The 24,082-nt window shown below is 69.8% G+C and carries 22 protein-coding genes and 2 pseudogenes; 20 read left to right on the top strand and 4 right to left on the bottom strand.

Annotated elements, in window-relative coordinates:
- Positions 1-40 precede the first annotated feature (40 nt).
- A complete protein-coding gene (locus tag ACTHL4_RS12640; RefSeq protein ID WP_440283121.1) occupies positions 41-208 on the bottom strand; it encodes a hypothetical protein in 168 nt (55 codons plus the stop codon).
- Between the two features lie 250 nt (positions 209-458).
- Here ACTHL4_RS12640 and ACTHL4_RS12635 point away from each other — a divergent pair, with 250 nt between their 5' ends.
- Genes ACTHL4_RS12635 through ACTHL4_RS12625 form a run of 3 tightly spaced genes read left to right on the top strand, consistent with a single transcriptional unit; the run spans position 459 to position 3,890 of the window.
- On the top strand, positions 459-1,652 hold the full coding sequence (locus ACTHL4_RS12635) for an MFS transporter (RefSeq protein ID WP_440283120.1): 1,194 nt from the start codon (positions 459-461) through the stop codon (positions 1,650-1,652).
- Between the two features lie 20 nt (positions 1,653-1,672).
- Positions 1,673-2,653 carry an asparaginase gene (locus ACTHL4_RS12630; protein WP_440283119.1) on the top strand — a complete coding sequence of 327 codons (981 nt, stop codon included), beginning with the start codon at positions 1,673-1,675 and terminating at the stop codon, positions 2,651-2,653.
- Positions 2,654-2,663: 10 nt separating this feature from the next.
- Positions 2,664-3,890, top strand: coding sequence for a winged helix-turn-helix domain-containing protein (locus ACTHL4_RS12625; protein WP_440283118.1), 1,227 nt, complete (start codon positions 2,664-2,666; stop codon positions 3,888-3,890).
- A gap of 83 nt (positions 3,891-3,973) precedes the next feature.
- Here ACTHL4_RS12625 and ACTHL4_RS12620 read toward each other — a convergent pair whose 3' ends face one another.
- Complete coding sequence (locus ACTHL4_RS12620; RefSeq protein ID WP_440283117.1) at positions 3,974-4,651, bottom strand: response regulator; 678 nt, start codon at positions 4,649-4,651, stop codon at positions 3,974-3,976.
- Positions 4,648-6,285 carry a sensor histidine kinase gene (locus ACTHL4_RS12615; RefSeq protein WP_440283116.1) on the bottom strand — a complete coding sequence of 546 codons (1,638 nt, stop codon included), beginning with the start codon at positions 6,283-6,285 and terminating at the stop codon, positions 4,648-4,650. Before ACTHL4_RS12615 ends, ACTHL4_RS12620 begins: the two co-directional genes overlap by 4 nt.
- A 118-nt stretch (positions 6,286-6,403) precedes the next feature.
- Between ACTHL4_RS12615 and ACTHL4_RS12610 the strand changes: the two genes are divergently transcribed.
- A complete protein-coding gene (locus ACTHL4_RS12610; protein WP_440283115.1) occupies positions 6,404-7,798 on the top strand; it encodes a cation:dicarboxylate symporter family transporter in 1,395 nt (464 codons plus the stop codon).
- 64 nt (positions 7,799-7,862) lie between these two features.
- Here ACTHL4_RS12610 and ACTHL4_RS12605 read toward each other — a convergent pair whose 3' ends face one another.
- Positions 7,863-8,645: a trypsin-like serine peptidase gene (locus ACTHL4_RS12605; protein WP_440283114.1), complete on the bottom strand. Its 783-nt coding sequence runs from the start codon at positions 8,643-8,645 to the stop codon at positions 7,863-7,865.
- Between the two features lie 409 nt (positions 8,646-9,054).
- Between ACTHL4_RS12605 and infC the strand changes: the two genes are divergently transcribed.
- From infC to ACTHL4_RS12525, 16 genes and pseudogenes are all read left to right on the top strand, one after another.
- On the top strand, positions 9,055-9,597 hold the full coding sequence (infC, locus tag ACTHL4_RS12600) for a translation initiation factor IF-3 (protein WP_440283113.1): 543 nt from the start codon (positions 9,055-9,057) through the stop codon (positions 9,595-9,597).
- 113 nt (positions 9,598-9,710) lie between these two features.
- Positions 9,711-9,905: a 50S ribosomal protein L35 gene (rpmI, locus tag ACTHL4_RS12595; RefSeq protein ID WP_325551201.1), complete on the top strand. Its 195-nt coding sequence runs from the start codon at positions 9,711-9,713 to the stop codon at positions 9,903-9,905.
- Positions 9,906-9,948: 43 nt separating this feature from the next.
- On the top strand, positions 9,949-10,335 hold the full coding sequence (gene rplT / locus ACTHL4_RS12590; RefSeq protein WP_440283112.1) for a 50S ribosomal protein L20: 387 nt from the start codon (positions 9,949-9,951) through the stop codon (positions 10,333-10,335).
- A gap of 33 nt (positions 10,336-10,368) precedes the next feature.
- Entirely contained in the window at positions 10,369-11,175 is an 807-nt protein-coding gene (locus ACTHL4_RS12585) for a TrmH family RNA methyltransferase (RefSeq protein ID WP_440283111.1), read from the top strand.
- A gap of 44 nt (positions 11,176-11,219) precedes the next feature.
- The gene (gene pheS / locus ACTHL4_RS12580) at positions 11,220-12,314 is read left to right on the top strand and encodes a phenylalanine--tRNA ligase subunit alpha (protein WP_440283110.1); all 1,095 of its coding nucleotides are present in this window, start codon (positions 11,220-11,222) and stop codon (positions 12,312-12,314) included.
- Positions 12,314-14,842, top strand: coding sequence for a phenylalanine--tRNA ligase subunit beta (pheT, locus tag ACTHL4_RS12575; protein ID WP_440283109.1), 2,529 nt, complete (start codon positions 12,314-12,316; stop codon positions 14,840-14,842). The genes pheS and pheT overlap by 1 nt, the downstream gene beginning before the upstream one ends.
- Positions 14,843-14,990: 148 nt before the next feature.
- Positions 14,991-16,037, top strand: coding sequence for an N-acetyl-gamma-glutamyl-phosphate reductase (gene argC / locus ACTHL4_RS12570; protein WP_440283108.1), 1,047 nt, complete (start codon positions 14,991-14,993; stop codon positions 16,035-16,037).
- A gap of 76 nt (positions 16,038-16,113) precedes the next feature.
- The gene (argJ, locus tag ACTHL4_RS12565) at positions 16,114-17,265 is read left to right on the top strand and encodes a bifunctional glutamate N-acetyltransferase/amino-acid acetyltransferase ArgJ (RefSeq protein WP_440283107.1); all 1,152 of its coding nucleotides are present in this window, start codon (positions 16,114-16,116) and stop codon (positions 17,263-17,265) included.
- Positions 17,262-18,158, top strand: a pseudogene (gene argB / locus ACTHL4_RS12560) (acetylglutamate kinase); the annotation flags it as partial. The gene argJ and the pseudogene argB, both read left to right, overlap by 4 nt.
- Positions 18,159-18,442: 284 nt before the next feature.
- Complete coding sequence (locus ACTHL4_RS12555) at positions 18,443-19,633, top strand: acetylornithine transaminase (protein WP_440283106.1); 1,191 nt, start codon at positions 18,443-18,445, stop codon at positions 19,631-19,633.
- The gene (argF, locus tag ACTHL4_RS12550; protein WP_440283105.1) at positions 19,630-20,559 is read left to right on the top strand and encodes an ornithine carbamoyltransferase; all 930 of its coding nucleotides are present in this window, start codon (positions 19,630-19,632) and stop codon (positions 20,557-20,559) included. The genes ACTHL4_RS12555 and argF overlap by 4 nt, the downstream gene beginning before the upstream one ends.
- A gap of 23 nt (positions 20,560-20,582) precedes the next feature.
- The gene (locus tag ACTHL4_RS12545) at positions 20,583-21,080 is read left to right on the top strand and encodes an arginine repressor (protein ID WP_440283104.1); all 498 of its coding nucleotides are present in this window, start codon (positions 20,583-20,585) and stop codon (positions 21,078-21,080) included.
- Positions 21,081-21,124: 44 nt separating this feature from the next.
- Positions 21,125-22,582 (top strand): argininosuccinate lyase, encoded by a 1,458-nt coding sequence (gene argH / locus ACTHL4_RS12540; RefSeq protein WP_440283103.1) that lies wholly within the window; start codon positions 21,125-21,127, stop codon positions 22,580-22,582.
- A gap of 82 nt (positions 22,583-22,664) precedes the next feature.
- Complete coding sequence (locus ACTHL4_RS12535) at positions 22,665-23,216, top strand: hypothetical protein (RefSeq protein ID WP_440283102.1); 552 nt, start codon at positions 22,665-22,667, stop codon at positions 23,214-23,216.
- Positions 23,203-23,799, top strand: coding sequence for a DNA-3-methyladenine glycosylase (locus ACTHL4_RS12530; RefSeq protein WP_440283101.1), 597 nt, complete (start codon positions 23,203-23,205; stop codon positions 23,797-23,799). The genes ACTHL4_RS12535 and ACTHL4_RS12530 overlap by 14 nt, the downstream gene beginning before the upstream one ends.
- Positions 23,800-23,880: 81 nt before the next feature.
- A pseudogene (locus ACTHL4_RS12525) lies at positions 23,881-24,082 on the top strand (tyrosine--tRNA ligase); the annotation flags it as partial.

Genomic DNA, 24,082 nt, shown 5'->3' with positions numbered 1-24,082 from the left:
GTGCCGGTCGGCTTGGTCGTACGGGGCGGATGCGCTGCGGTCAGTCGTCGCCGCGTTCGTAGGCGAGTTGCTCGGCATACGGCCGCATGCGCGGGAGTTCGCGCTGCTCGGACGACTGCTGGTGGGTGCGCGTCATGTGAGCTCGGTGCAACTGGTCGAGCATCCTGGAGGTGGTGCGGTGCACGACGGGGGAGGTGCGTGGTGGCATCCCAAGGTCCTTTCGCTTGCTGGCTCCGGCGGACAGTAGGTGTAACGGAGGGGTCCTCCGATTAATTCCCGGCGTGGCGAGTGTTTCCGCGTCTCCGACCTGGTGGAACACAACCTGAGCGCCCGGTGAGATTTTCGTCTCACGGGTGGTAAATGGGTCGCGCGTCAATATTTCGATATGGAAGTATTGAATCTGGTCGTTCTGACGACTCTCGTCCTGTTCTCCACACCTGTGAAGGAGTGACTCCCGTATGTCGTTCAGCCCCTACCAGCGCGTGTTGAGCATCAGCGATGCCCGGCGGGTGTTGCTCCTGGGTCTCCTGCTGCGGATCCCGATCGCCTCGGCCGCCGTCGTGCTCACGCTGCACGTCGTGCAGTCGCTCGGCCGCTCGTACTCGGAGGCGGGCCTGGTGGCCGCCGGAGCCACGCTGGCGATCGCCGTTTCCGGACCGTGGCGCGGGAAGCTGCTGGACCGGATGGGACTGCGCCGCGTCGTGCTGCCTTCACTCGTCGTCAACGCCGTGTGTTGGGCGATCGCGCCGTTCGCGGGCTACTGGATGTTGCTCGTACTCGCCACCGTCGCAGGGCTTTTCATCGTCCCGACGTTCTCGATCATCCGGCAGGGCGTGATCGCCGCCGTGCCCGACAGCGACCGCCGCACAGCCCTGTCGGTGGACAGCATGAGCGTCGAGCTGGCGTTCATGGTCGGCCCGGTGCTCGCCGTGTGGCTCGCCACGGCTTTCGACACCCGCTTCGTGCTCTGCGGGATCGAGTTGGCCGGTGTGCTGGCCGGCGTCGCGCTCTACGTCCTGAACCCGCCGCTGCGCGGGGCCGACCCCGAGACCGACGCCGCCGGCCAGGTCGTCCCGCGTCGCGCCTGGTTCCGGGCCGGCTTCCTGGCGATCTGTGGCGCGGCTGCGGCCTGCACGATCGTGCTCGGTGGCAGCGACGTGGCCATCGTCGCCGCCATGCGCGAATTCGACGCGGTCGGCCAGATGAGCATCGTGCTGGTGCCCTGGGCAGGTGGTTCGCTGTTCGGCGGCCTGATCTACGGCGCCGTGTCCCGTCCGGTCCAGCCGTTCCTGCTGCTGCTCGGCCTGGCGGTGGCCACCGCGCCGATGGCGCTCGCCGGTGGCACGTGGTCGCTGGCCGCGATCGCCCTGATCGCGGGCCTCTTCTGCGCTCCGACGATCACCGCCACGGTGGATGCTGTGAGCCGGGTGGTGCCGTCCGCCGCCCGCGGTGAGGCGATGGGCTGGCACGGGTCGTTCATGACCGCCGGCTCCGCCCTCGGGGCCCCGCTGGCCGGCGCAGCCATCGACTCGACCGGGTTCGGCGGCGGCTTCCTGCTGGTCGCCGCGATCGGCGCCGCCGTTGCACTGACCGGGTATGGCGCCCTGCACCTGCACCGTCGCCGTGTCGCCATGCACGCACTCGCTGCTTGAGGCCTCACTAGGGTGGTGCCGTGACCTCGGTGGCGGTGTTCTTCCTCGGCGGCACGATCAGCATGACCGGCACGGACGCCGCTGGTGCGGTGGCCCGGCTGACCGGCGCGGACCTGCTGCGGGCGCCGGAGGTGGCCGCGCTCGGCATCGAGGTCGACCACGTCGATTTCCGGGCCGTCGGCAGCTCCCGGATCGGCATCGCGGATGTGACGGAGCTGGCCGCCGCCGCGGACCGGGCGGTGCGTGGTGGCGCCGACGGCGTGGTCGTCGTGCAGGGCACTGACACCCTGGAGGAGACCTCGTTCCTGCTCGACCTGTGGTGGGGGCGTCCGGAGCCGCTCGTGTGCACCGGTGCGATGCGCAATCCGAGCCTGCCCGGCCCGGACGGGCCGGCGAACCTGGTGGCCGCGTTGCGGGTCGCGTCCGACCCGGCGAGCCGGGATCGTGGTGCGCTCGTGGTGCTCCACGACGAGATCCACGCCGCGCGGTTCGTCGCCAAGCGGCACACCAGCAGCGTCGGCGCCTTCGTCTCACCGAACGCCGGCCCGACGGGGCGGGTGGAGGAGGGACGGGTCCGGTATGCCGCCAGGGTGCCCCGGCGTGCACCCATCGGCCCGCCCGTGCGCGACGTCCGCGTGCCGCTGATCGTCTCGGTGCTCGACGACGACGGCATGCTCTTCGACGCCGTCGGGGACGCCGACGGGCTCGTGGTCGCTGCCTTCGGCGTCGGCCATCTGCGGCCCGAGATCGCCGACCGCGCCGCCGCACTCGCGCGCACGCGGCCGGTGGTGCTGGCGTCACGGACCGGCGCCGGCGCCGTGCACGTCGCGACCTACGGCGGCCCGGGCAACGAGCGCGATCTGGTCGCCCGCGGACTGCTACCGGCCGGGACCCTGGACGCCTACAAGGCGCGGTTGCTGCTGCTGGCCCTGCTCGCCCGCGGGTTGGACGGCGCCGAGACGGCCGCCGCATTCGCCGAGTATGTCGGTGCGGACGCCTAGTGTCGTTCCGGTGAGCCCATCACCACGCGTCGACTCGCTGTCGGCGGCTCAGGCCCGGCGGATCGGTCTGGTCGCGCAGGGATTCCGCGACCCGCGACACCAGCCCCCGACCATGCGCACCCTCGCGCGGACCCTCGACCGGACCGGGCTGTTGCAGATCGATTCCGTCAACGTGCTGCAGCGTGCCCACTTCATGCCGCTGTTCTCCCGGATGGGTGCCTATGACGTCGGCCTGCTCGACCGTGCCGCGGGGCGTGCGCCGCGGCGGCTGGTCGAATACTGGGCGCACTGCGCGGCATACATGCCGGTCGAGCTGTGGCCGGTGATGAGCCACCGGATGCGCGACCACGCCGCCCGCGGGCACAGCTGGTTCGGCCTGCCCGACGACCCGGGCCTGCCCGAGGCGCTGCTGCGGGAGATCGAGCTGGGTGGTGCCGCGACCGCTCGCGACCTGGACGACGGGTTGCCACGCACGAAGGACAACTGGGGCTGGAACTGGTCGAAGACGAAGAAGGCGCTGGAGTTCCTCTTCTTCGCCGGTCGGCTGAGCGTGTCCCGGCGCAACGCGGCGTTCGAACGCGTCTACGACCTGCCGGAGCGGGTCATCCCTTCGCACATCCTGGCCGGTCCGGAGCCGACGCTGTTCGACGCGTCCCGCGAATTGCTCCGCCGCGCGGCCCGATCGTACGGCGTCGCAACCGAATTCGACCTGCGGGACTACTTCCGGCTGCAGACCCCGGGCAACGTGCACCTTCCGCAGGTCGGCCCGGCGCTGCGGTCCCTCGTCGAGGACGGCGAGCTGCTGCCGGTGGCGGTCGAGGGCTGGCGCCGGCCGGCATACCTGCACCGTGACGTGACGGTGCCGCGCACGGTCGAGGCGCGTGCACTGCTGAGCCCGTTCGATCCGCTGGTCTGGCACCGGGAACGCACTGAAGCGCTCTTCGATTTCTTCTACCGCATCGAGATCTACGTCCCCGAGGCCAAGCGCGTGCACGGCTACTACGTGCTGCCGTTCCTGCTCGGCGACCGCATCGTCGCCCGGGTCGACCTCAAGGCCGACCGGCGGGGGAGCGCCCTGCAGGTCCTCGGTGCGTATGCCGAACCCGGCGCCCCGCCGCACACGGCGGCCGAGTTGGCGAGGTCGTTGCGCGAACTGGCCGATTGGCTCGGTCTGGCCGACCTCGTCGTTGCCGGCCGCGGCGACCTGGCCGGGCCGCTCGCCGCGACGGCGGCGTGATCGTCTCGACCGCGGGGCGCTCGCGGCGGGGTCCTCGCGAAGTATTCGGGGGAGCGCAGCGGAGGAGAAACTTCGTGGGGTGCTCAGGCCCAGCGGTACTCCACCTCCGGGCGGCCGGCGCCCGCATACCGGGAGCGCCGCACGGCCAGCCCCGCGTCGCACAGGTGCTCGGCATACCGCCGCGCGGTGACCCGGCTGACCGGCAGTTGCCCGGCGAGGTCGCGCGCGGACAGCGCGGTCGGGCTGTGCCGCAGCACGGTGCTGACCCGATCGAGCATCTCCTGGGACAGCCCCTTGGGCAGTTCGGTGGGTCGACTGGGCCGGAGCGATCCGAGCATCTGGTCGATCTCCGACTGGTTGGTGACGGACGAAACACCCTGCGCCTGCTCGACATACGCGCGATATGCCTCGAGCCGATCACGCAGGGTGCGGAAGGTGAACGGCTTCAGGACGTACTGCACGACACCGAGCGACACCGCGGAGCGCACCACCTCCAGCTCGCGAGCCGACGTGACCGCGATGACATCGGTGCGGTGCCCGGCCGAGCGCAGTGCGCGCACCACGTCGAGGCCGTGCCGGTCCGGCAGGTTCATGTCCAGCAGCACGACGTCCACCGGCCCGTCCTGCAACTGCTGGATCGCCTCGTGGCAGGTGCCCACGGTCGCGACGACCGAGAAGCCCTCCACCCGGCCGACGTATGCCGTGTGCGCCTCGGCGGCCACCGGTTCGTCCTCGACGACGAGGACGCGCAGGTCGGTCATCCGCGTTCCTTCCGATCAGTGGTCGTCAGGGGCCGGACCGGCAGCCGGACGACGAAACGGGTGGGCGGGCCGAGCACTTCGACGGTCCCACGCACGCGAGCAACCGACTGGGCGACCAGTGCCAGCCCGACACCGCGGCGTCCCGCGTGTCCCGACTCCTTGGTGGAGTAGCCGCGCCGGAACGCCTGCTCCACGTCACCGCTGAGGCCCGGTCCGTTGTCGGTGACCGTCAGTGTCGCCCAGCCGTCGCGCAGTTGCGCGTCGAAGCGCACCACCCGGTCGCCGTCCAGGTCGCTGACCGCGTCGAAGGCATTGTCGACCAGGTTGCCCACGATCGTCACCAGGTCCGCGGTCGGCGCGGCGTGCTCCGGCACCGTGGAATGCGGCGCGATCTGCAGCGTGATGCCTCGCTCGCGGGCCTGTGCGGCCTTGCCCAGCAGCAGCGCCGTGATCGCCGGCTCACCGTCGATCGCGCCGACGACCCGGTCGGTGAGGCCCTGCGCCTGGTCCAGTTCCTCGGTGGCGAAGTCGAGCGCCCGGTCGGTGTGGCCCAGTTCGATGAGGGAGACGATCGTGTGCAGCCGGTTGGACGCCTCATGGGTCTGCGAGCGCAGCGCCTCGGTCAGGCTGCGTGCGGAGTCGAGTTCGCCGGTCAGTGCGACGAGCTGGGTCCGGTCACGCATGGTCACGACATACCCCAGCGGCTTGCCGCCGGGCGCGACGCCGGCCTTGCTGACCACCAGCGTCCGGCCGCCGGCGATCTGCAACTCGTCGTGGCGTGCGGTGTCGTCGGTGAGGGTGGCGATCATCGGCGCGGGCAGGCCGAGACCGGTGGCCGGCCGATCGGTGAAATCCGGTGGCAGGTCGAGCAGCCGGACGGCTTCGTCGTTGGCCACCCGGATCCGGCCGGTCAGGTCGATGAGTAGCAGGCCATCGGTGACCGCGTGCAGCACCGCGTCGTAGTAGTCGTACATCTCCTGCAACTGCTGGGCACCCAGACCGTGGGTCTGCCGGCGCACCCGGCGCGCCACCAGGGCGGTGCCGAGCCCGACCAACAGGGCGGCCAGCAGGCCGGCGCCCAAGACGGTGGGCAGCTGCTCGCGGACCTGATGGCTGACCTCCTCCTTGCGGATGCCGACCGACACCAGGCCGATCACCCGGCCGTGGTCGAAGACCGGCACGACGCACCGGCGGGACGGACCGAGCGTGCCGGTGTAGTCCTCGACCACCTGGCGGCCGGCGGCCGCCGGGCGGATGTGCCCGACGAACTGCTCGCCGATACGCGCCGGATTGGGGTGGCTGTAGCGGGTGCCGGTCGGGCTCATGACGACCACGAAGTCGGTGTGGGTGCGCTTGCGCACACCTTCGGCGAGGGGTTGCAGCGTCGCCGACGGGTCGGCGCTGTGCAGGGCGTGCACCACCTCGGGGGTGGCGGCGACCGATGTCGCGACGGCCAGCACCTGTGCGGTCGCCCGGTTCGTGCTGTACCGACGGGCTTGCAGGAAGACGCCTCCGACGCCGGCCGCGATCACCAGCAGCGCGACGACGACCTGCAGCGCGAACGTCTGCGTCGCGACCGACCAGCGACGCGGGGACCGCACGGGAACCCTGCGACGCATCGTCACCTCGCTCATGAGCACCACTCGTTGAACACAATGAACACAAACGTGACCGGCATCACGCCCCGCGCCATTGTCGTGCAGGTCGCCCGGGCCAAGGGCGAGGACCGGGACACGACATGTGGGAGAAGTGATGAGCACACCAGCGCAGCACACCGTCGCGAGCAGCCCGCCGGGGCCGGCGCGCAAGGACCGCACGCACTATCTGTATGCCGCCGTGGTGATCGCGATGATCGCCGGCATCGCCGTCGGCATCATCTGGCCGGACTTCGGCGTCGAGCTCAAATGGCTGGGCACCGGATTCGTGAATCTCATCAAGATGATGATCTCACCGATCATCTTCTGCACGATCGTGCTCGGCATCGGGTCGGTCCGCAAGGCGGCCGCCGTCGGCCGCATCGGCGGCCTCGCACTCGGCTACTTCCTGGCGATGTCGACGGTCGCGCTGGCCATCGGCCTGCTGGTCGGCAACATCGTGCACCCGGGTTCGGGCCTGCACCTGACCGCGCAACTGGCCGCGACCGGCCATCAGCAGGTCGACAGCGGCAGCGGCGGCACCGTCGACTTCGTCCTCGGGCTGGTGCCGGACACCTTGGTCTCCGCGCTCACCTCCGGGTCGGTGCTGCAGACCTTGGTGGTGGCCCTGCTGGTCGGCTTCGCCCTGCAGAAGCTGGGCAGCGCCGGCGAACCCATCCTGGCCGGCATCAAGCACTGCGAGCGGCTGGTCTTCCGGCTGATGCAGATGATCATGTATGTCGCCCCGGTCGGGGCCTTCGGAGCGATGGCCGCCGTCGTGGGCGCCACCGGCTGGAAGGCCCTGCAGGGCCTGGCCGTGGTGATGATCGCGTTCTACATCACCTGTTTCCTGTTCGTGTTCGGCGTACTCGGCTCGATCCTGTGGGTGGTCGCCCGGGTCAACGTCTTCTCGTTGCTGCGCTACCTGGGGCGCGAGTTCCTGCTGATCCTGTCGACGTCGTCCTCGGAGTCGGCGCTGCCACGGCTGATCGCCAAGATGGAACACCTGGGCGTCGCCCGACCGGTGGTCGGCATCACCGTCCCGACCGGCTACTCGTTCAACCTGGACGGCACCGCGATCTACCTGACGATGGGTTCGCTGTTCATCGCCGACGCACTGGACAAGCCCTTCAGCCTGGGCCAGCAGATCTCGCTGCTGGTCTTCATGGTCATCGCGTCCAAGGGCGCCGCCGGCGTCACCGGCGCCGGCCTGGCGACCCTGGCCGGTGGCCTGCAGTCACACCGTCCGGACCTGGTGCAGGGGGTCGGCCTCATCGTCGGCATCGACCGGATGATGAGCGAGGCACGGGCGCTGACCAACTTCGCCGGCAACTCGATCGCCACGGTGCTGGTCGGGCACTGGACGCACAGTCTGGACCGGGTGCAGATGGAGGCGGTGCTGAGCGGAACGGCGCCGTTCGACGAGAGCATGCTCGACCAGGCCGCGGAGTCCACCCGTGCGGCGCCTGCCGACACACCGCCGCAGCGGGACGAACTGGTCACCGCCGGCTGACGGCGCCCGTGACTGTCCCGTGACTCCTGCTGGCCCGTCCCGGCGCACCGCGCGCCGGGACGGGCTAGCAGCCGTCCGGACCCGGCGCCGGCAGCACGTCGTCCTGCAGTGCGCCCTCGGCGTGCAACCACAGCGACACGATGTTGGCGCCGAACGCCGAGGAATACGACGTGGACTCCACGCAACCGCCCTGGTTGAGGCCGCCGATCATCCCGACCACCTTCGGGCGGCCTGCGCTGGTGACCAGCCATGGACTGCCGCTGCTGCCGCCGACGTAACCGTGGCAGTCGAAGCTGGGGTGGCCCTCGGTCCAGTAGACGGTCGTCGTGCAGTCGATGGGTTCGTCCGCGTCGTTGTTGTACGCGACGTCGGTCACCACCTGTCCGGAGGCGGGCGCCAGGCCGACGTCGGCCGCGCCGGTGACCGATTGCAGCGTGCGCGGGTGGCCGTCGATCGTCTGCGGCGCGACCTTCAACATGGCCATGTCCTGCTGCGGATCCTGATCCTGCAGCCACCCCGGCAGCGCGTACGCGGCGGTGACCGTCCAGCGACCTTCCGGGGTCTTTCCGCTGTGCCAGTCCGGCGCGAAGGTCCACCCGGCGCCGGAACCCGACACGCAGTGCGCGGCGGTCAGCACCAGATCGCCGGTGTGCGAGTTGATCACAGTGGCCGTGCAGCTCTGCTGGTCGGCGTGCGGCGCGAAGATCACGCCGACGAAGGGGCGCCCCGGACTGGGCGCCGCCGACGGTGTGCTCTGTCCCGGCTGAGCCACCGCCGAGCCGCCGGCGAGGGCGGCGGCGATCAGCGCGCCGACGCCGAGTGCGCAGCGGCGCAGTGTGGTGCGCATGGGTGGGCGGTCTCCTTCCGGCGTCCCGAGCGCGATCATGGTAGGGGAGAGACCTGATGGTCGGTGCGGCCCGATTTCGTGCTCCTCGCCGCAGGCGATAGCATGGTTGTCACCGACTGGTCCGGCGCGTGCCGGAGCAGTGTGCAAGAGGAGCTGAAGCTTCCACCTCGAGCGGCAGGCATGTCGCCAGGTCCGGTCCAGTGACGAGCAGTCGTCACTCGCAGCGTATGACGCCGCGGTGACTGCATGTGTCGACGCTGTGCTGCAGGCAGAGGCTTCTCGCGCACCACGATGGGTGACGAGGAGCCTTTCTTCGTTTCCCGCAGCAACCGCAGCACCACGAACACGAACGAAGGAGCTTCACATCAGCGCTGAGCCTCGTATCAACGACCGCATCCGGGTTCCGGAAGTGCGGTTGGTTGGGCCGAACGGAGAGCAGGTCGGGATCGTGCGCGTCGAGGACGCGTTGCGTCTGGCCGCTGAAGCAGATCTCGACCTGGTCGAGGTCGCACCCATGGCCAAGCCGCCCGTGGCAAAGCTCATGGACTACGGCAAGTTCAAGTACGAAGCCGCCATGAAGGCCCGTGAGTCGCGCAAGAACCAGGTCAACACCGTCATCAAGGAGATCAAGCTCCGCCCGAAGATCGACCCGCACGACTACGGCACCAAGAAGGGCCATGTCGAGCGGTTCCTGTCGGCGGGCGACAAGGTCAAGGTGACGATCATGTTCCGCGGACGCGAGCAGTCCCGGCCGGAGCTCGGTTTCCGGCTGCTGCAGCGTCTGGCCGACGACGTCCAGGAGTTGGGCTTCGTGGAGAGCGCGCCCAAGCAGGACGGCCGCAACATGATCATGGTGCTGGGACCCACCAAGAAGAAGGCGGAGGCACGCGCCGAGGGCCGTCGCCGCCGCGAGCAGGCGCAAGCAGAGCAGACTGCGAGCGCCGACGCCTGAACTCCTCGAGTGCCGGCGAGCACTCCGAGCCATCTCGCGCAGCGCGCGAGAGTCCGCAAGCCAGCCCGCCCTCACCGGCAGGCGGGTACACCACGTAACGAAGGAGATTGGCTATGCCGAAGATGAAGACCCACAGTGGCGCCAAGAAGCGCTTCAAGATCAGCGGGTCCGGCAAGGTCATCCGGCAGCGTGCGCGCCACGTGCACAAGTTCCAGGAGCGCACCAGCAGCCAGGCGCGTCGCCTGGTGCCCGACGTCGAGGCGTCGGCCGCCGACAGCAAGAAGATCAAGAAGCTGCTGGGCAAGTAAGCCCCACTTCACCCGAACCCACACGTACTAGAAGGAGATTCACGTGGCACGCGTGAAGCGGGCGGTCAACGCCCAGAAGAAGCGTCGGACCGTTCTGGAGCAGGCCAGCGGCTACCGCGGACAGCGTTCGCGGCTCTACCGCAAGGCCAAGGAGCAGGTCACCCACAGCATGGGTTACAGCTACCGGGACCGCCGCGCCCGCAAGGGTGACTTCCGTCGCCTCTGGATCCAGCGCATCAACGCCGGCGCCCGCGCCAACGGGATGACCTACAACCGGTTCATCCAGGGCCTGAAGGCGGCCGAGGTCGAGGTCGACCGCCGCATGCTCGCCGAGCTGGCCGTCAATGATGCCGCTGCCTTCACCGCGCTCGTCGAGATCGCCAAGGCCAACGTGCCGGCGACCGACGCCAAGGCCGACTCCGTCGCCTGACGCGACGCACCGCACCTTCGGAACGCCGGTCCAGTGACTCCGTCCGTCCTCACCAATCCCCGCGCGGAGCGGGTGCGGGCGGTCCGGGCACTGGGCCGGCGTTCGGCGCGTCAGCGTGCCGGTCGGTTCGTGGTGGACGGTCCACAGGGCGTGCGTGAGGTGCTGCGGTTCGCGCCGCGCACCATCCTCGAGCTGTATGTCGACGACGCCGCCCGCGACAGGCACGGCGATCTCCTTGCGCTGGCGCATGACGCCGACGGTGCCCGCATCCGCCTGCACCACTGCGACGCGGCCGTGATGAGCGCACTGGTCGACACCCAGCACCCACAGGGCATCGTGGCGGTGTGCCGACCGGTGGACGTACCGGTCGCACAGGCGCTCGCCGCCGATGACGGCTTCGTGGCGGTCCTGTCGCACGTGCGCGATCCGGGCAATGCCGGCACCGTCATACGGTCCGCGGACGCGGCGGGAGCGCGTGCCGTGATCCTGTCGGATGCGAGCGTCGATCTCTACAACCCCAAGGTCGTGCGTTCCACCGCAGGATCACTCTGGCACCTGCCGATCGCGCTCGGCGGCGACGTCAGCGACCTCGTCGCCGCGTGCCACGCCCGCGGCCGCCGGGTGCTGGCGGCCGATGGCGCCGGCACGACGTTGTTGCCGGACGCCGACCTGTCCGGCCCGCACGCCTGGCTGATGGGCAACGAGGCGTGGGGACTGCACGAGGGGATCCGCGCGCTGGCCGACGACGTCGTGCGCGTGCCGATCCACGGTCACGCCGAGTCGCTGAACCTCGCGCTCGCGGCGACCGTGTGCATGTACGCCAGCGCGGACCGCCGGTGAGCGGCTGAAACGCGACCACCGCCCACCTAATAGACTTGCCGACCGTGTCTGGTCCGAACACGTCATACGATCCCGTCGAGGTGGCCGCCCTCGATCCTGCCGTCATCGAGCAAGCCGTCCAGGAGGCGCTGCAGGCCTTCGCGGCCGCGGCGAGCCTGGAGGATTTGAAGGCGGCGCGCATCGCCCATCAGGGTGACAAGAGTCCGCTCGCGCTGGCCAACCGGGAGATCGGGGCGTTGCCCCCCTCGGCGAAGGCGGAGGCCGGCAAGCGGGTCGGCACCGCTCGTGGTCAGGTCGGTGCGGCACTCAAGGAGCGGCAGGCCCAGCTGGAGACCGAGCGCGACGAGCGGATCCTGGTCGAGGAAGCCGTCGACGTGACGATGGTGCCCGGCCGCCGACCGCTCGGCCGGCGCCACCCGGTCGACCTGATGGGCGAGCGGATCGCGGACATCCTGGTCGGCATGGGCTGGGAGATCGCCGAGGGGCCCGAGGTCGAGGCCGAATGGTTCAACTTCGACGCGCTCAACTTCGACGTCGATCACCCGGCGCGGCAGATGCAGGACACCTTCTACATCGCACCGGAGGACAGCGGTCTGGTGCTGCGCACGCACACCTCCCCGGTGCAGGCCCGCTCACTGCTCGAGCGTGGCGTCCCGCTGTATGTCGGCTGCATCGGCCGGGTCTACCGGACCGATGACCTGGACGCGACCCACATGCCGGCGTTCCACCAGATCGAGGGCATCGCCGTGGACAAGGGCATCACCATGGCGCATCTGAAGGGCACACTGGACCGGATGGCCGGCGAACTCTTCGGCGAGGGCATCACCACCCGATTGCGGCCGTCATTCTTCCCGTTCACCGAGCCGTCCGCCGAGATGGACCTGCGCTGCTTCGTGTGTCGCGGCACCGACCCGGACTGCCGCTCGTGCAGCGGCACCGGCTGGATCGAGTGGGGTGGCTGCGGGATGGTCAACCGCAACGTCCTGCTGGCGTGCGGTGTGGACCCCGACGTCTACTCGGGGTTCGCGTTCGGCATGGGCATCGACAGAGCATTGCAGTTCCGCACCGGGCAATCGGACATGCGGGAGCTGATCGAGGGCGACGTGCGCTTCGACGCGCAGTTCGGGATGGAGATCTGATGCGGATTCCGTTGGATTGGCTGGGCGAGTACGCCGCACTCCCGGCCGGTGTGACCGGCGCCGAGGTCGCCGCATCGCTGGTGCGTGTCGGGCTGGAGGAGGAGGGCCTGCACGGCGGCGAGATCACCGGCCCGCTCGTCGTCGGGAAGGTCCTGTCCAAGGAGCCGGAACCGCAGAAGAACGGCAAGACGATCAACTGGTGCTCGGTCGATGTCGGCGAGGCGAACGGCACCGGCGCACCCCAGGGGATCGTGTGCGGCGCGCACAATTTCGAGGTCGGCGACCTGGTGGTCGTGGTGCTTCCGGGAGCCGAACTCCCGGGTGGTTTCGCCATCTCGGCACGCAAGACCTACGGGCACGTGTCCGCCGGGATGATCTGTGCCGCCGACGAACTCGGCCTGCCGGACGACGGCTCGGGCGGCATCATCCGGCTCGCCGAGCGGGTTCCGGACGTTGTGCTGGAGCCGGGGCAGGACGCCATACCGCTGCTCGGGCTGGACCGGGAGACCATTGAGATCAACGTCACGCCGGATCGCGGGTACTGCTTCGCCATCCGAGGTGTGGCCCGCGAGTACGCCCTGTCCGAGGGCAACGACTTCACCGACCCGGTCGCGGGTCTTGCGGCAGCCGCCCCGCCGGGCAACGCGCAGGGTCCGCAGGTCCGGATCGAGGACGATGCACCGCTGCGCGGCGTGGTGGGCTGCGATCGGTTCGTCGCCAGAGTGGTGCGCGGCGTCGACGTCTCGGCGCCGACCCCGACGTGGATGGCGACGCGGCTCACCGAGGCGGGCATGCGGCCGATCTCGCTGCCGGTCGACGTCACCAACTACGTGATGCTCGGGCTGGGCCAGCCGTTGCACGCCTACGATCTGGCGACGATCGACGGTCCCATCGTCGTACGACGCGCGCGCGTCGGCGAGAAGCTGAAAACCCTTGACGGTTCGGAGCGTTCGCTCTTCCCCGAGGACCTGCTGATCACCGACGGCGGCGAGCGAGGGCTGGGCATCGCAGGTGTCATGGGTGGCTTCGACTCCGAGGTGAGTGACGTGACCACGGACGTCCTGATCGAGGGCGCCCACTTCGATCCGATCACCGTCGCGCGGTCCGCCCGACGGCACAAGTTGCCCTCCGAGGCGTCCAAGCGGTTCGAGCGAGGGGTGGATCCGCAACTCGCGCCGGCCGCCGTCGAACTGGTGGTGCAGTTGCTGGTGAAATTCGGCGGCGGCACCCCCGACGCCGGCGTCACCGACGTGAACCACACCGCGACGGCGCCCGCGATCTCCTTCGATCCCGGGCTGGCGTCGCGGCTGGTCGGCATGCCGTATGACGACGACCAGGTCGCGAAGGTGCTGCAGGACGTCGGCTGCGACGTGGACCGCGACGGCGCAACCTGGTCGGTGACGCCGCCGTCGTGGCGCCCCGACCTGCACACGGGTCCGGACCTGGTCGAGGAAGTCGCCCGGGTCGTCGGCTACGAGAAGATCCCGTCCGTGCTGCCCACGCCGCCCGGCGGCCGCGGCCTCACGCACGGCCAGCACATGCGCCGGTTGGTGGCGAATCTCCTCGCCGCGCAAGGTTTCAGCGAGATCTGGTCGGCGCCGTTCACGAGCGACGAGCGGCACGCGGCCCTGGGCTATCCGATGGATGCCGCGCGGGAGCGCACGGTGCGCATCGCCAACCCGCTGTCCGAGGAACAACCGCTGATGCGGATCTCGCTGCTGTCGACCATGGTCGACGCGCTGAAGCGCAACATCGCACGGGGCTTCAAGGACGTCGCCCTGTTCGAGCAGGGGCTCGTCCTCGCGCAGGAGGGCCCGCAGCAGCCGGCGCCATCCTCACCCGTCGGCGTCCAGCCCGATCCCGCGCTGCTGCAACGCATTCGCGCGGCAGTACCGCGCCAGCCGCGCCACCTCGGGCTGTTGATGACCGGTGAGTCCGTCCGCAGCGGCTGGTGGGGTGGCGGTCGTCCTGCCGACTGGAGCGACGCGGTCGCCGCTGTCCGTGGGATCGCCGAGGCGCTGGCCGTGCCGGTGCAGGTCGCGGCGGCGGACGTAGCGCCATACCATCCCGGACGCTGTGCCGAGTTCGCCCTCGCCGACGGCACCCTCGTCGGGCATGCCGGTGAACTGCACCCGAAGGTCCTGCAACAGCTCGGGCTGCCCGCGCGCACCGTCGGCGCCGAGATCGATCTGGACGTGCTCATCGCGGCCAGTGACCGCCCGGTCACCTCTGCACCGATCAGCACGCTGCCGGCGGCGACCAGCGACGTCGCGCTCGTCGTCGACCGCGGCGTGGTCGCAGCATCGGTGGAGTCCGCGTTGCGGGACGGGGCCGGGACGCTGCTGGAGTCGATCCATCTCTTCGACGCCTACCAGGGCGACCAGGCCGGTGCCGGCAAGAAGTCGTTGGCCTACCGGATGACCTTCCGCGCGCCGGACCGCACCTTGACGACCGAGGAGGTCAACGCCGCCCGGGACTCCGCGGTCGCCGCAGCGGGTGCCGCCACAGGCGCCGTGCAGCGCGCCTGAACGCTCTTTTCGCGACCGGCCATGCGTTCCTCGACAGGACCGGCGATTCGGCCCGGTTCCGGTCTGCTGTGTCGCACGACGCCGGGGTGCCTTGTCGCCGGTGCGCGAGCCTGTCGATAGGCATGAATATGCGTGAGCATGTATAGTCATGCAGGTGGTGTCAGTTGCAGTCGCCGGAGCCAGTGGCTATGCCGGTGGAGAGATCCTTCGCCTGCTCGTCGGTCATCCCGAGGTGACGATCGGCGCGGTGACGGCGGCGTCATCGGCGGGTGATCGGCTGGGCCGGCACCATCCGCAGCTGGCACCGCTGGCCGACCGGGTGTTGCTGCCCACCAGCGCGCAGACGCTGGCCGGTCACGACGTGGTGTTTCTCGCGCTGCCGCACGGTGCGTCCGCACAGTTGGCCGCGGAACTGCCCGCGGACGTGACGGTGATCGACTGCGGTGCGGACTTCCGGCTGGCCGATCCGGCCGCCTGGCAGGAGTTCTACGGCTCCGCGCACGCGGGCACGTGGGTCTACGGCATGCCCGAACTCGTGATCGAGGGCGGCGTGAAGCAGCGCACCCAACTGATCGGTGCCTCCCACGTCGCCGTGCCCGGTTGCTACCCGACCGCGACGTCCCTCGCACTGGCGCCGGCATTCGCGTCCGGCGTGGTGACCGGCGACGTGGTCATCGTCGCGGCCAGCGGGACGTCGGGGGCCGGAAGATCGCTCAAGCCGCACCTGCTCGCTGCTGAGGCCATGAGTTCGATGAGCCCGTACGGCGTGGGCGGCGTCCATCGCCATACACCCGAGATCGAGCAGAACCTCGCGCGCGCGGGCGGCCGGGCGACGGCGGTGTCCGTCACCCCGACCCTGGCTCCGATGCCCCGGGGCATCCTGGCCACCTGCTCGGCGAAGGTGACGCCGGGAACCACGACCGCGCAGGTGCGCGCCGCCTATGCGGAGGCGTATGACGAGGAGTCCTTCGTGCAACTGCTGCCGGAGGACAGCTGGCCGACGACCGGCGCCGTGCTCGGATCCAACAACGTCCAGGTGCAGCTGGCCGTCGACCAGCGGGTCGGCCGGCTGGTGGTGGTCGCCGCGATCGACAACCTGACCAAGGGCACCGCCGGGGGAGCCGTCCAATGCCTCAACCTGGCGTGCGGGTTCGACGAGACGCTCGGCCTGCCCACCACCGGGGTGGCGCCGTGAACCGGCAAAGCCACGACGTCGGTCGAGTAGGGCGGAGGAACGAGGCCCGTATCGAGACCACCCAAGGAGTAGACCAATGAGTGTGACTGCAGCACAGGGCTTTCGGGCCGCAGGCGTCGTTGCGGGGCTCAAGCCGAGCGGCAAACCGGATCTGGCCGTGGTGGTCAACGACGGTCCGTCATACGTGGCGGCCGCGGTCTTCACCAGCAATCGCGTCGAGGCCGCGCCGGTCACCTGGTCGCGCCAGGTGGTGGCGGACGGCCGCGCCGATGCGGTGATCCTCAACTCCGGCGGAGCCAACGCGATCACCGGTGCTCAGGGCTTTGCGGATACTCACCGGACCGCCGAGCACGTCGCGGCGCTGCTCGAGGTCTCCGCCGGAGACGTCGTGGTGTGCTCCACCGGGCTGATCGGCGAACTGCTGCCGATGCCGAAGCTGCTGGCCGGTGCCGACCGAGCGACCGGAACGCTGTCGACGCACGGCGGTCCTGCGGCGGCCGAGGCGATCATGACCACCGACACCGTCCCCAAGCAGGCGGTGGCCGGCAACGACGGCTGGACCGTCGGCGGTATGGCGAAGGGCGCCGGCATGCTGGCCCCCTCGCTCGCCACGATGCTGGTGGTGATCACCACCGACGCTGTGCTCGACGAGGCGTCCGCGGACGCGGCGTTGCGGGCCGCGACAGCGGTCACCTTCGACCGGATCGACTCCGACGGGTGCCAGTCGACCAACGACACGGTGCTGCTGATGGCATCCGGCGCATCGGGACTCCGGCCGGACCCGGAGGAGTTCGGCGATGCGCTCACGCGGGTGTGCGCCGATCTCGCCCGGCAGCTCATCGGTGACGCCGAAGGCGCTGCCCACGACATCGCCATCGAGGTGGTGCGCGCAGCGGACCTGGACGACGCGCTCGAAGTCGGTCGCTCGATCGCCCGCAACAACCTCTTCAAGTGCGCGATCTTCGGCCGGGACCCGAACTGGGGCCGCATTCTCGCGGCTGTCGGCACGACGGCGGCCCGGTTCGAACCGAACCGGCTGGCGGTGTCCATCAACGGGATTCAGGTCTGCCGCGACGGCGGGGTGGGCGAGGACCGTTCGTTGGTCGACCTCACCGGTCGTGATGTGCACGTCGTCGTCGATCTGGCGGCAGGGGAGCGGTCGGCCACCATCTGGACCAACGATCTGACCCACGACTACGTCCACGAGAACTCGGCCTACTCGACATGAAGCGCATACCCACCGACCTCGCGACCGCAGCCGCCAAGGCCACGACGCTCGTCCAGGCACTGCCCTGGCTCGAGCGTTTCCGCGGGGCGCTCGTGGTGGTCAAGTACGGCGGCAACGCCATGATCGACGACGAGTTGAAGTCGGCTTTCGCCCAGGACGTGGCGTTCCTGCGGTATGCCGGGCTGCGTCCCGTCGTCGTCCACGGCGGTGGCCCGCAGATCCAGCGGATGCTGGACCGCCTCGACATCGCCTCGGAGTTCAAGGGCGGCCTGCGGGTGACGTCGTCCGAAGCCATGGACGTCGTGCGAATGGTGCTGACCGGCCAGGTCTCCCGAGAACTCGTCGGCCTGATCAACCACCACGGCCCGCTGGCCGTCGGGCTGTCCGGCGAGGACGCAGCACTCTTCGGCGCTCGCCGGCGCGGCGCCGTCGTGGATGGGCAGACCGTGGACATCGGTCACGTGGGCGACGTGGTGACCGTCAATCCAGCCGCCGTCCAGGATCTGCTGGCCGCGGGCCGGATCCCGGTGGTGTCCTCGGTCGCACCGGACGTCGACTCCGATGGTGAGGTGCTCAACGTCAACGCGGACACCGCCGCGGCAGCGCTCGCCGTGGCGTTGGGCGCCCACAAGCTCGTGGTGCTCACCGATGTCGAGGGGATCTACGCCCAGTGGCCCGATCCCGACAGCCTGCTCAGTTCGCTGCCGGTGAGCCAGGCCGAGGAGCTGACGGGCCGGGTCGACGCCGGCATGGTGCCCAAGCTCGAGGCGTGCGTGCGCGCCATACGCGGTGGCGTGCCGCAGGCGCACGTCGTCGACGGGCGGTCCGCTCACTCCATCCTGCTGGAGATCTTCACCGATGAGGGCATCGGCACGATGATCCTCCCCGATGACCCGGTCACCCCCGACGCTGGTCGAGTAGGTGCGAAGGACGTTGGGGTCCCCGCGAAGTATTCGGAGGAGCGAAGCGGGGGAGAAACTTCGTGGGGTGGCAGCAACGAGCCGGTGACCCCCGACGCTGGTCGAGTAGGTGCGAAGGACGTCGGGGTCGCCGCGAAGTATTCGGAGGAGCGAAGCGGGGGAGAAACTTCGTGGGGTGGCAGCAACGAGCCGGTGACCCCCGACGCTGGTCGAGTAGCGGCGAGGAACGAGCCGCGTATCGAGACCAAGGAGGCAGAGTGAGCGCCAACACCGAATGGTTGCAACGGTATTCGGACAGCGTCTTAGGCGTGTTCGGGTCCCCGCCGTTGGTTCTCGATCACGGGGACGGCTGCTATGTGTGGGACGTCGAAGGTCGCCGTTACCTCGACCTGGTCGGCGGCATCGCCGTCAATGCGTTGGGACACGGTCACCCGGCGCTGGTCGCAGCGATCTCCAAACAGGCCGCCGAGGCGTTGCACGTGTCCAATCTGTTCACGTCGCCCGGCCAGATCATGCTCGCCGAGAAGCTGCTGGAGGTCTCCGGTGCTCCAGAGGGGTCGAGGGTCTTCTTCGGCAACTCCGGCGCCGAGGCGATCGAGGCGGCCGTCAAACTGTCACGGCGGACCGGACGCACCGGCATCGTCGCCGCCGAGCACGCGTTCCACGGGCGCACCACCGGGGCTCTGGCCCTCACTCACAAGGCCGCCTACCGCGAGCCGTTCGAGCCGTTGCTGCCTGGTGTGGCCCACGTCCCCTACGACGACATCGCCGCGCTGCGTGCCGCGGTGGACGAGACCACCGGCGCCGTGGTGCTGGAGCCGGTGCAGGGTGAGGCCGGCGTGATCGAACCGGCGGCAGATTTTCTGCGCGAGGCGCGCGACATCACGTCCGCTGCAGGCGCATTGCTGATCATCGACGAGATCCAGACCGGTGTCGGCCGCACCGGCAGGTGGTTCGGTTTCCAGCACGCCGGCATCGTCCCCGACGCGATCACCATCGCCAAGGGACTCGGAGGCGGTGTACCGATCGGTGCCATGATCACCTTCGGTCCGGCGGTGTCCGGGCTGCTCACGGCGGGTCAGCACGGCACCACCTTCGGCGGCAACCCACTCGCCGCTGCCGCTGGGCTGGCCGTGCTGGAGACCATCGAGCAGGAGCGTCTGCTGGACCACACCGAGCAGACCGGCGCCCGGTTCGCGCATTCGCTGACGGAGGCATCCGTCCCCCATGTCGACGGAGTGCGTGGTCGGGGATTGCTGCGTGCCGTGGTTTTCGACCGGCCCATCGCCGCTGCGGTCGCGACAGCGGCGCGGGAGGCCGGCTTCATCGTCAATCCTGTGGCGCCCGAGGCGATCCGACTGGCACCACCGCTCGTCATACAACCCGAGCAGTTGGACACCCTGGTGTCCGCGCTCCCAGCACTCGTCGAGGAGGCGATGTCCGCATGAGCCGGCACTTCCTGCGCGATGACGACCTGACACCGGTCGAACAGGCCGCGGTGCTCGATCGCGCCGCAGCTCTCAAAGCGGACCACTTCGCACTGCGTCCGCTCCAGGGGCCGCGGGTGGTCGCGCTGATCTTCGACAAGCCGACGCTGCGGACCCAGTTGTCCTTCACCGTCGGCGTCGCCGAGCTCGGTGGTCAGCCGATGACGGTCGACGGCCGGCTCGCCCAGATCGGTAGCCGCGAGTCGATCGCGGACGTCACCCGGGTCCTCGACCGGCAGGTCGCGGCGATCGTATGGCGCACCTACGAGCAGGCGAATATCGAGCAAATGGCGGCACATTCGGCGGTGCCGGTGATCAATGCGCTCACCGACGACTTCCACCCGTGCCAGATCCTCGCCGATCTGCTGACGATCCGTGAACACAAAGGCACGTTGGCCGGACTGACGATGACGTATGTCGGGGACGGCGCCAACAACATGGCGCACTCCTACCTGCTGGGCGGAGCGACCGCGGGCATGCACGTGCGGATCGGTGCGCCGGGGACGCATCAGCCACGCGCGGACATCGCCGAGCGAGCCGCCGAGATCGCTGCACACACCGGCGGATCCGTGCAGATCACCGACGACCCGGTCGCTGCGGTCGTGGCCGCCGACGTCGTGATCACCGACACCTGGGTGTCGATGGGTCAGGAGGCGGAGGCCGGCGACCGCAAGGGCGCTGAGAGCCCGTTCGCCAAGTACGCCGTCGACGGTGCGCTGGTGTCGCACGCGGACGACCACGCGATCGTGATGCACTGCCTGCCCGCCTACCGCGGCTTCGAGATCAGTGCGGACGTGATCGACGGCCCGCAGTCGGTCGTCTGGGACGAGGCCGAGAACCGGTTGCACGCGCAGAAGGCCGTTCTGTCGTTCCTGCTCGAGTCATGAGCGGGCGGAGCGAGCGAGCGAGTATGACGAACGACAGCCCGCTGGCTACGAACCGCACCGCACGGCAGCAGCGCATCGTCGAGGTGCTCACCCGCGAGTCGATCGGATCGCAGGCATCGTTGGCGCAACGCCTCAAGGCGGACGGCATCCAGGTGACCCAGGCGACGCTGTCGCGCGATCTGTTGGATCTCGGCGCGGTCAAGGTGCGGCACGGGCGGCAGTTGGTCTACGCCGTCCCCAGCGAAGGCGGGGACCGGTCGCTGGTCAGTGGGCTCAACTCCGAGTCCGACGCGCGCCTGCGGCGCATCTGCGCTGAACTTCTCGTGACGGCAACGATTTCCGGCAATCTGGTGGTGTTGCGCACGCCGCCCGGGGCCGCCAACTTCCTGGCGTCGGCCATCGACCATGCGGACCTGCACCATGTGCTGGGCACCATCGCCGGCGATGACACGATCCTGATCATCGCCGCCGACGGCGAAGCCGGTGCCGTGGGCGACCATCTGCTCGAACTGGCCGGCTGAGCCGATTCCACGAACACACCAGACCAGAGCCCGACGACCTGAGAGTGAGCACTTCCGTGACCGACGCCCAAGAACGACTCAGCCTGTGGGGTGGCCGTTTCGCCGGGGGACCGGCCGATGCGTTGGCGGCGCTGTCGAAGTCGACGCACTTCGATTGGCGTCTCGCGCCGTACGACATCGCCGGCTCCAAGGCGCACGCCAACGTGCTGCACGCAGCGGGCCTGCTGGACGACGCATCGCTGGCCGCGATGCTCGCCGCGCTGGATCAGCTGGCTGGCGACGTGAACGACGGCAGTTTCGTGCCGGCCGCCGACGACGAGGACGTGCACACCGCCCTCGAGCGCGGACTCATCGAACGCGCCGGCGCCGACGTCGGCGGCCGGTTGCGCGCCGGTCGCTCCCGCAACGATCAGGTCGCCACCCTTTTCCGGATGTATCTACGCGATCATGCCCGACTCGTCGCCGGCCTCGTGCTGGACGTCGTGGACGCACTGGTCGCTCAGGCCCGCACCCACCTGTCGGTCGCCATGCCCGGGCGCACGCACCTGCAACATGCGAAGCCGGTGCTCCTGGCACACCACCTGCTGGCGCACGCGTGGGCACTGCTGCGGGACGTCGATCGGTTCGGCGACTGGGATCGCCGAGCCGACGAATCGCCATACGGCTCAGGTGCGCTCGCCGGTTCCTCGCTGGGCCTGGACCCGCAAGCCGTCGCCGCGGACCTGGGTTTCCGCCGGTCGACCCGCAACTCGATCGACGGCACTGCCGGCCGCGACTTCGTGGCCGAATTCTGTTTCGTCGCCGCGATGTCGGCCGTGGACATCTCGCGCATCGCGGAGGAGGTGGTGCTGTGGTCGACCAAGGAGTTCTCGTTCGTCACGCTGGACGACGCGTTCTCGACCGGATCGAGCATCATGCCGCAGAAGAAGAATCCCGACGTGGCCGAGCTGGCGCGCGGCAAGGCAGGCCGGTTGGTCGGTGACCTGGCGGGCCTGCTGACGACCTTGAAGGCTCTCCCGTTGGCATACAACCGTGACCTGCAGGAGGACAAGGAGCCGGTCTTCGACGCCGTCGACACCCTGGAGGTGCTGCTCCCGGCGTTCTCCGGGATGGTCGGCACGTTGACCTTCCACCCTGACCGGTTGAACTCCCTGGCACCGCAAGGATTCGCGCTCGCCACCGACGTCGCGGAGTGGCTGGTGAAGCAGGGAGTGGCGTTCCGGATCGCGCACGAAGTGGCCGGGGAGTGCGTGCAGGTCTGCGAGTCGCGTGACATCGAGCTGTGGGACCTGTCCGACCAGGATCTGGCCGCCATCCACCCCGCATTGACACCCGCGGTCCGTTCGGTGCTCAGCGTCGAGGGCTCGTTGGCATCGCGGGATGCGGTCGGCGGCACTGCGCCGGTGCGGGTCGCCGAGCAGCTGGAGCAGGCGCTGGAGGCGTCGGCGCGCGCCCGGGTCTGGGCCTCGACACCGATCGACTATCCGCAGCGCGTCGGCTGACGGCGGTGTGCCGTACGGTCGCCCTGTCGTGTGCACAGGGCGCGCGGCGAGCCCCGCGGGGATGGTCTGCGACACTGCGGCCGTGACGATGATCGTGCAGCTGGTCGGCCCGCCCGCGTGCGGCAAGCGCACCATCGGCGCCGCCTTGGCGCAGCGCTGCGACGCGAAGTTGATCGACAACCACCTGATCAACGATCCGGTGTTCACGGCGCTGGGTGTCAACGGCTTGGGTGACCTGCCGCCGGAGGCCATCCCGATGGCCGGCCGGGTGCGCGCCATCGTGCACGAAGCGATCCTCGCCGCGCCGGCCGACATCTCACACATTCTGACCAACTGGCTGGTGGACACCCCGCAGGATGCGCGGGCTGCGGACGACATCCGCGCGCTGGCCGCGCAGCGTCGGGCCCACTTCTACCCGGTCTGGCTCCGCTGCGACCTCGAGCAGCTCCGCAGCCGGCTGAGCCGGCCGGACCGGGCGGTGCGCAACAAACTGCGTGACCCCTCGCGGGTCGACGACATCGTCGCCCGAGGCACGACGCCCGCGCCCGACGACGCCCTGCAGCTGGACACGTCCGACGGGACCCCCGAAGTGGCTGCCGACGAGATCATGGCCTGGATCGATGCGCACCGCTGAGCCGTTCCGCACGGCGCGCCGGCTGCTGGGTGCTCACCTCATCGGGCGCGGCGTGACAGCCCGTCTCACGGAGGTCGAGGCGTATGCCGGCGAGGCCGATCCCGGGTCGCACGCGTTCCGCGGGCGCACCCCGCGCAACGAGGTGATGTTCGGACCGGCCGGGCAGTTGTACTGCTACTTCAGCTACGGCATGCACACCTGCTGCAACTATGTGTGCGGTCCCGACGGGCGGGCCGCCGCAGTCCTGTTACGTGCCGGGGAGATCGTCGACGGTGTCGAGCTGGCACGGGAACGGCGGGGCGGTGTGCCGGACCGCAAGCTGGCCCGGGGCCCGGCCTGCCTGACGCAGGCGCTCGGCATCGTGTTGAGCGACAACGGCACGCCCCTGCACGACGACGACTCCCCGGTCCGGGTGGTCTGGGCCGACCCGGTGCCCGAGGACCAGGTTCGGGCCGGTCCGCGGGTGGGAGTCAGCGGCCCCGGCGGTGACGGGGCGACATACCCGTGGCGTTACTGGATCGACGGCGACCCGACGGTGTCCGCGTATCGCCCGGCGAAACCGCGTCGTCGCCGTGAGAGCTGATACGGCAGGCTGTACCTGCATCTGATTCATTGCATCGGCCGGCACTCGCCGCGCCGTGTCATCGAGAGGACGGAACACATCGTGAGCGAGATCTTCGACGAGCTGCAGTGGCGTGGCTTGGTGGCGCAGACCACCGACGAGGCCGCGTTGCGCACGGCACTCGCCGACGGGCCGATCACGATGTATGTCGGCTTCGATCCTTCGGCCGAGTCGCTGCCCAGCGGCAACCACGGGCCGCACAGCGTCGCGCGCCAGCTGCCGCGGGCCGGCCACCCGGTGCTGG

Source organism: Flexivirga sp. (assembly GCF_051955415.1).
GTDB lineage: Bacteria > Actinomycetota > Actinomycetes > Actinomycetales > Dermatophilaceae > Flexivirga.
The sequence above is the reverse complement of the archived record's forward strand: the minus strand, read 5'-3'. Positions and strand labels throughout refer to the sequence as shown.

Coding starts and splice junctions, on each gene's coding strand:
- ACTHL4_RS12640 (WP_440283121.1), bottom strand. CDS start 208: ATGCCACCACGCACCTCCCCCGTCGTGCACCGCACCACCTCCAGGATG.
- ACTHL4_RS12635 (WP_440283120.1), top strand. CDS start 459: ATGTCGTTCAGCCCCTACCAGCGCGTGTTGAGCATCAGCGATGCCCGG.
- ACTHL4_RS12620 (WP_440283117.1), bottom strand. CDS start 4,651: ATGACCGACCTGCGCGTCCTCGTCGTCGAGGACGAACCGGTGGCCGCC.
- ACTHL4_RS12615 (WP_440283116.1), bottom strand. CDS start 6,285: ATGAGCGAGGTGACGATGCGTCGCAGGGTTCCCGTGCGGTCCCCGCGT.
- ACTHL4_RS12610 (WP_440283115.1), top strand. CDS start 6,404: ATGAGCACACCAGCGCAGCACACCGTCGCGAGCAGCCCGCCGGGGCCG.
- ACTHL4_RS12605 (WP_440283114.1), bottom strand. CDS start 8,645: ATGCGCACCACACTGCGCCGCTGCGCACTCGGCGTCGGCGCGCTGATC.
- rpmI (WP_325551201.1), top strand. CDS start 9,711: ATGCCGAAGATGAAGACCCACAGTGGCGCCAAGAAGCGCTTCAAGATC.
- pheT (WP_440283109.1), top strand. CDS start 12,314: ATGCGGATTCCGTTGGATTGGCTGGGCGAGTACGCCGCACTCCCGGCC.
- argC (WP_440283108.1), top strand. CDS start 14,991: ATGCAGGTGGTGTCAGTTGCAGTCGCCGGAGCCAGTGGCTATGCCGGT.
- argJ (WP_440283107.1), top strand. CDS start 16,114: ATGAGTGTGACTGCAGCACAGGGCTTTCGGGCCGCAGGCGTCGTTGCG.
- argF (WP_440283105.1), top strand. CDS start 19,630: ATGAGCCGGCACTTCCTGCGCGATGACGACCTGACACCGGTCGAACAG.
- ACTHL4_RS12545 (WP_440283104.1), top strand. CDS start 20,583: ATGACGAACGACAGCCCGCTGGCTACGAACCGCACCGCACGGCAGCAG.
- ACTHL4_RS12530 (WP_440283101.1), top strand. CDS start 23,203: ATGCGCACCGCTGAGCCGTTCCGCACGGCGCGCCGGCTGCTGGGTGCT.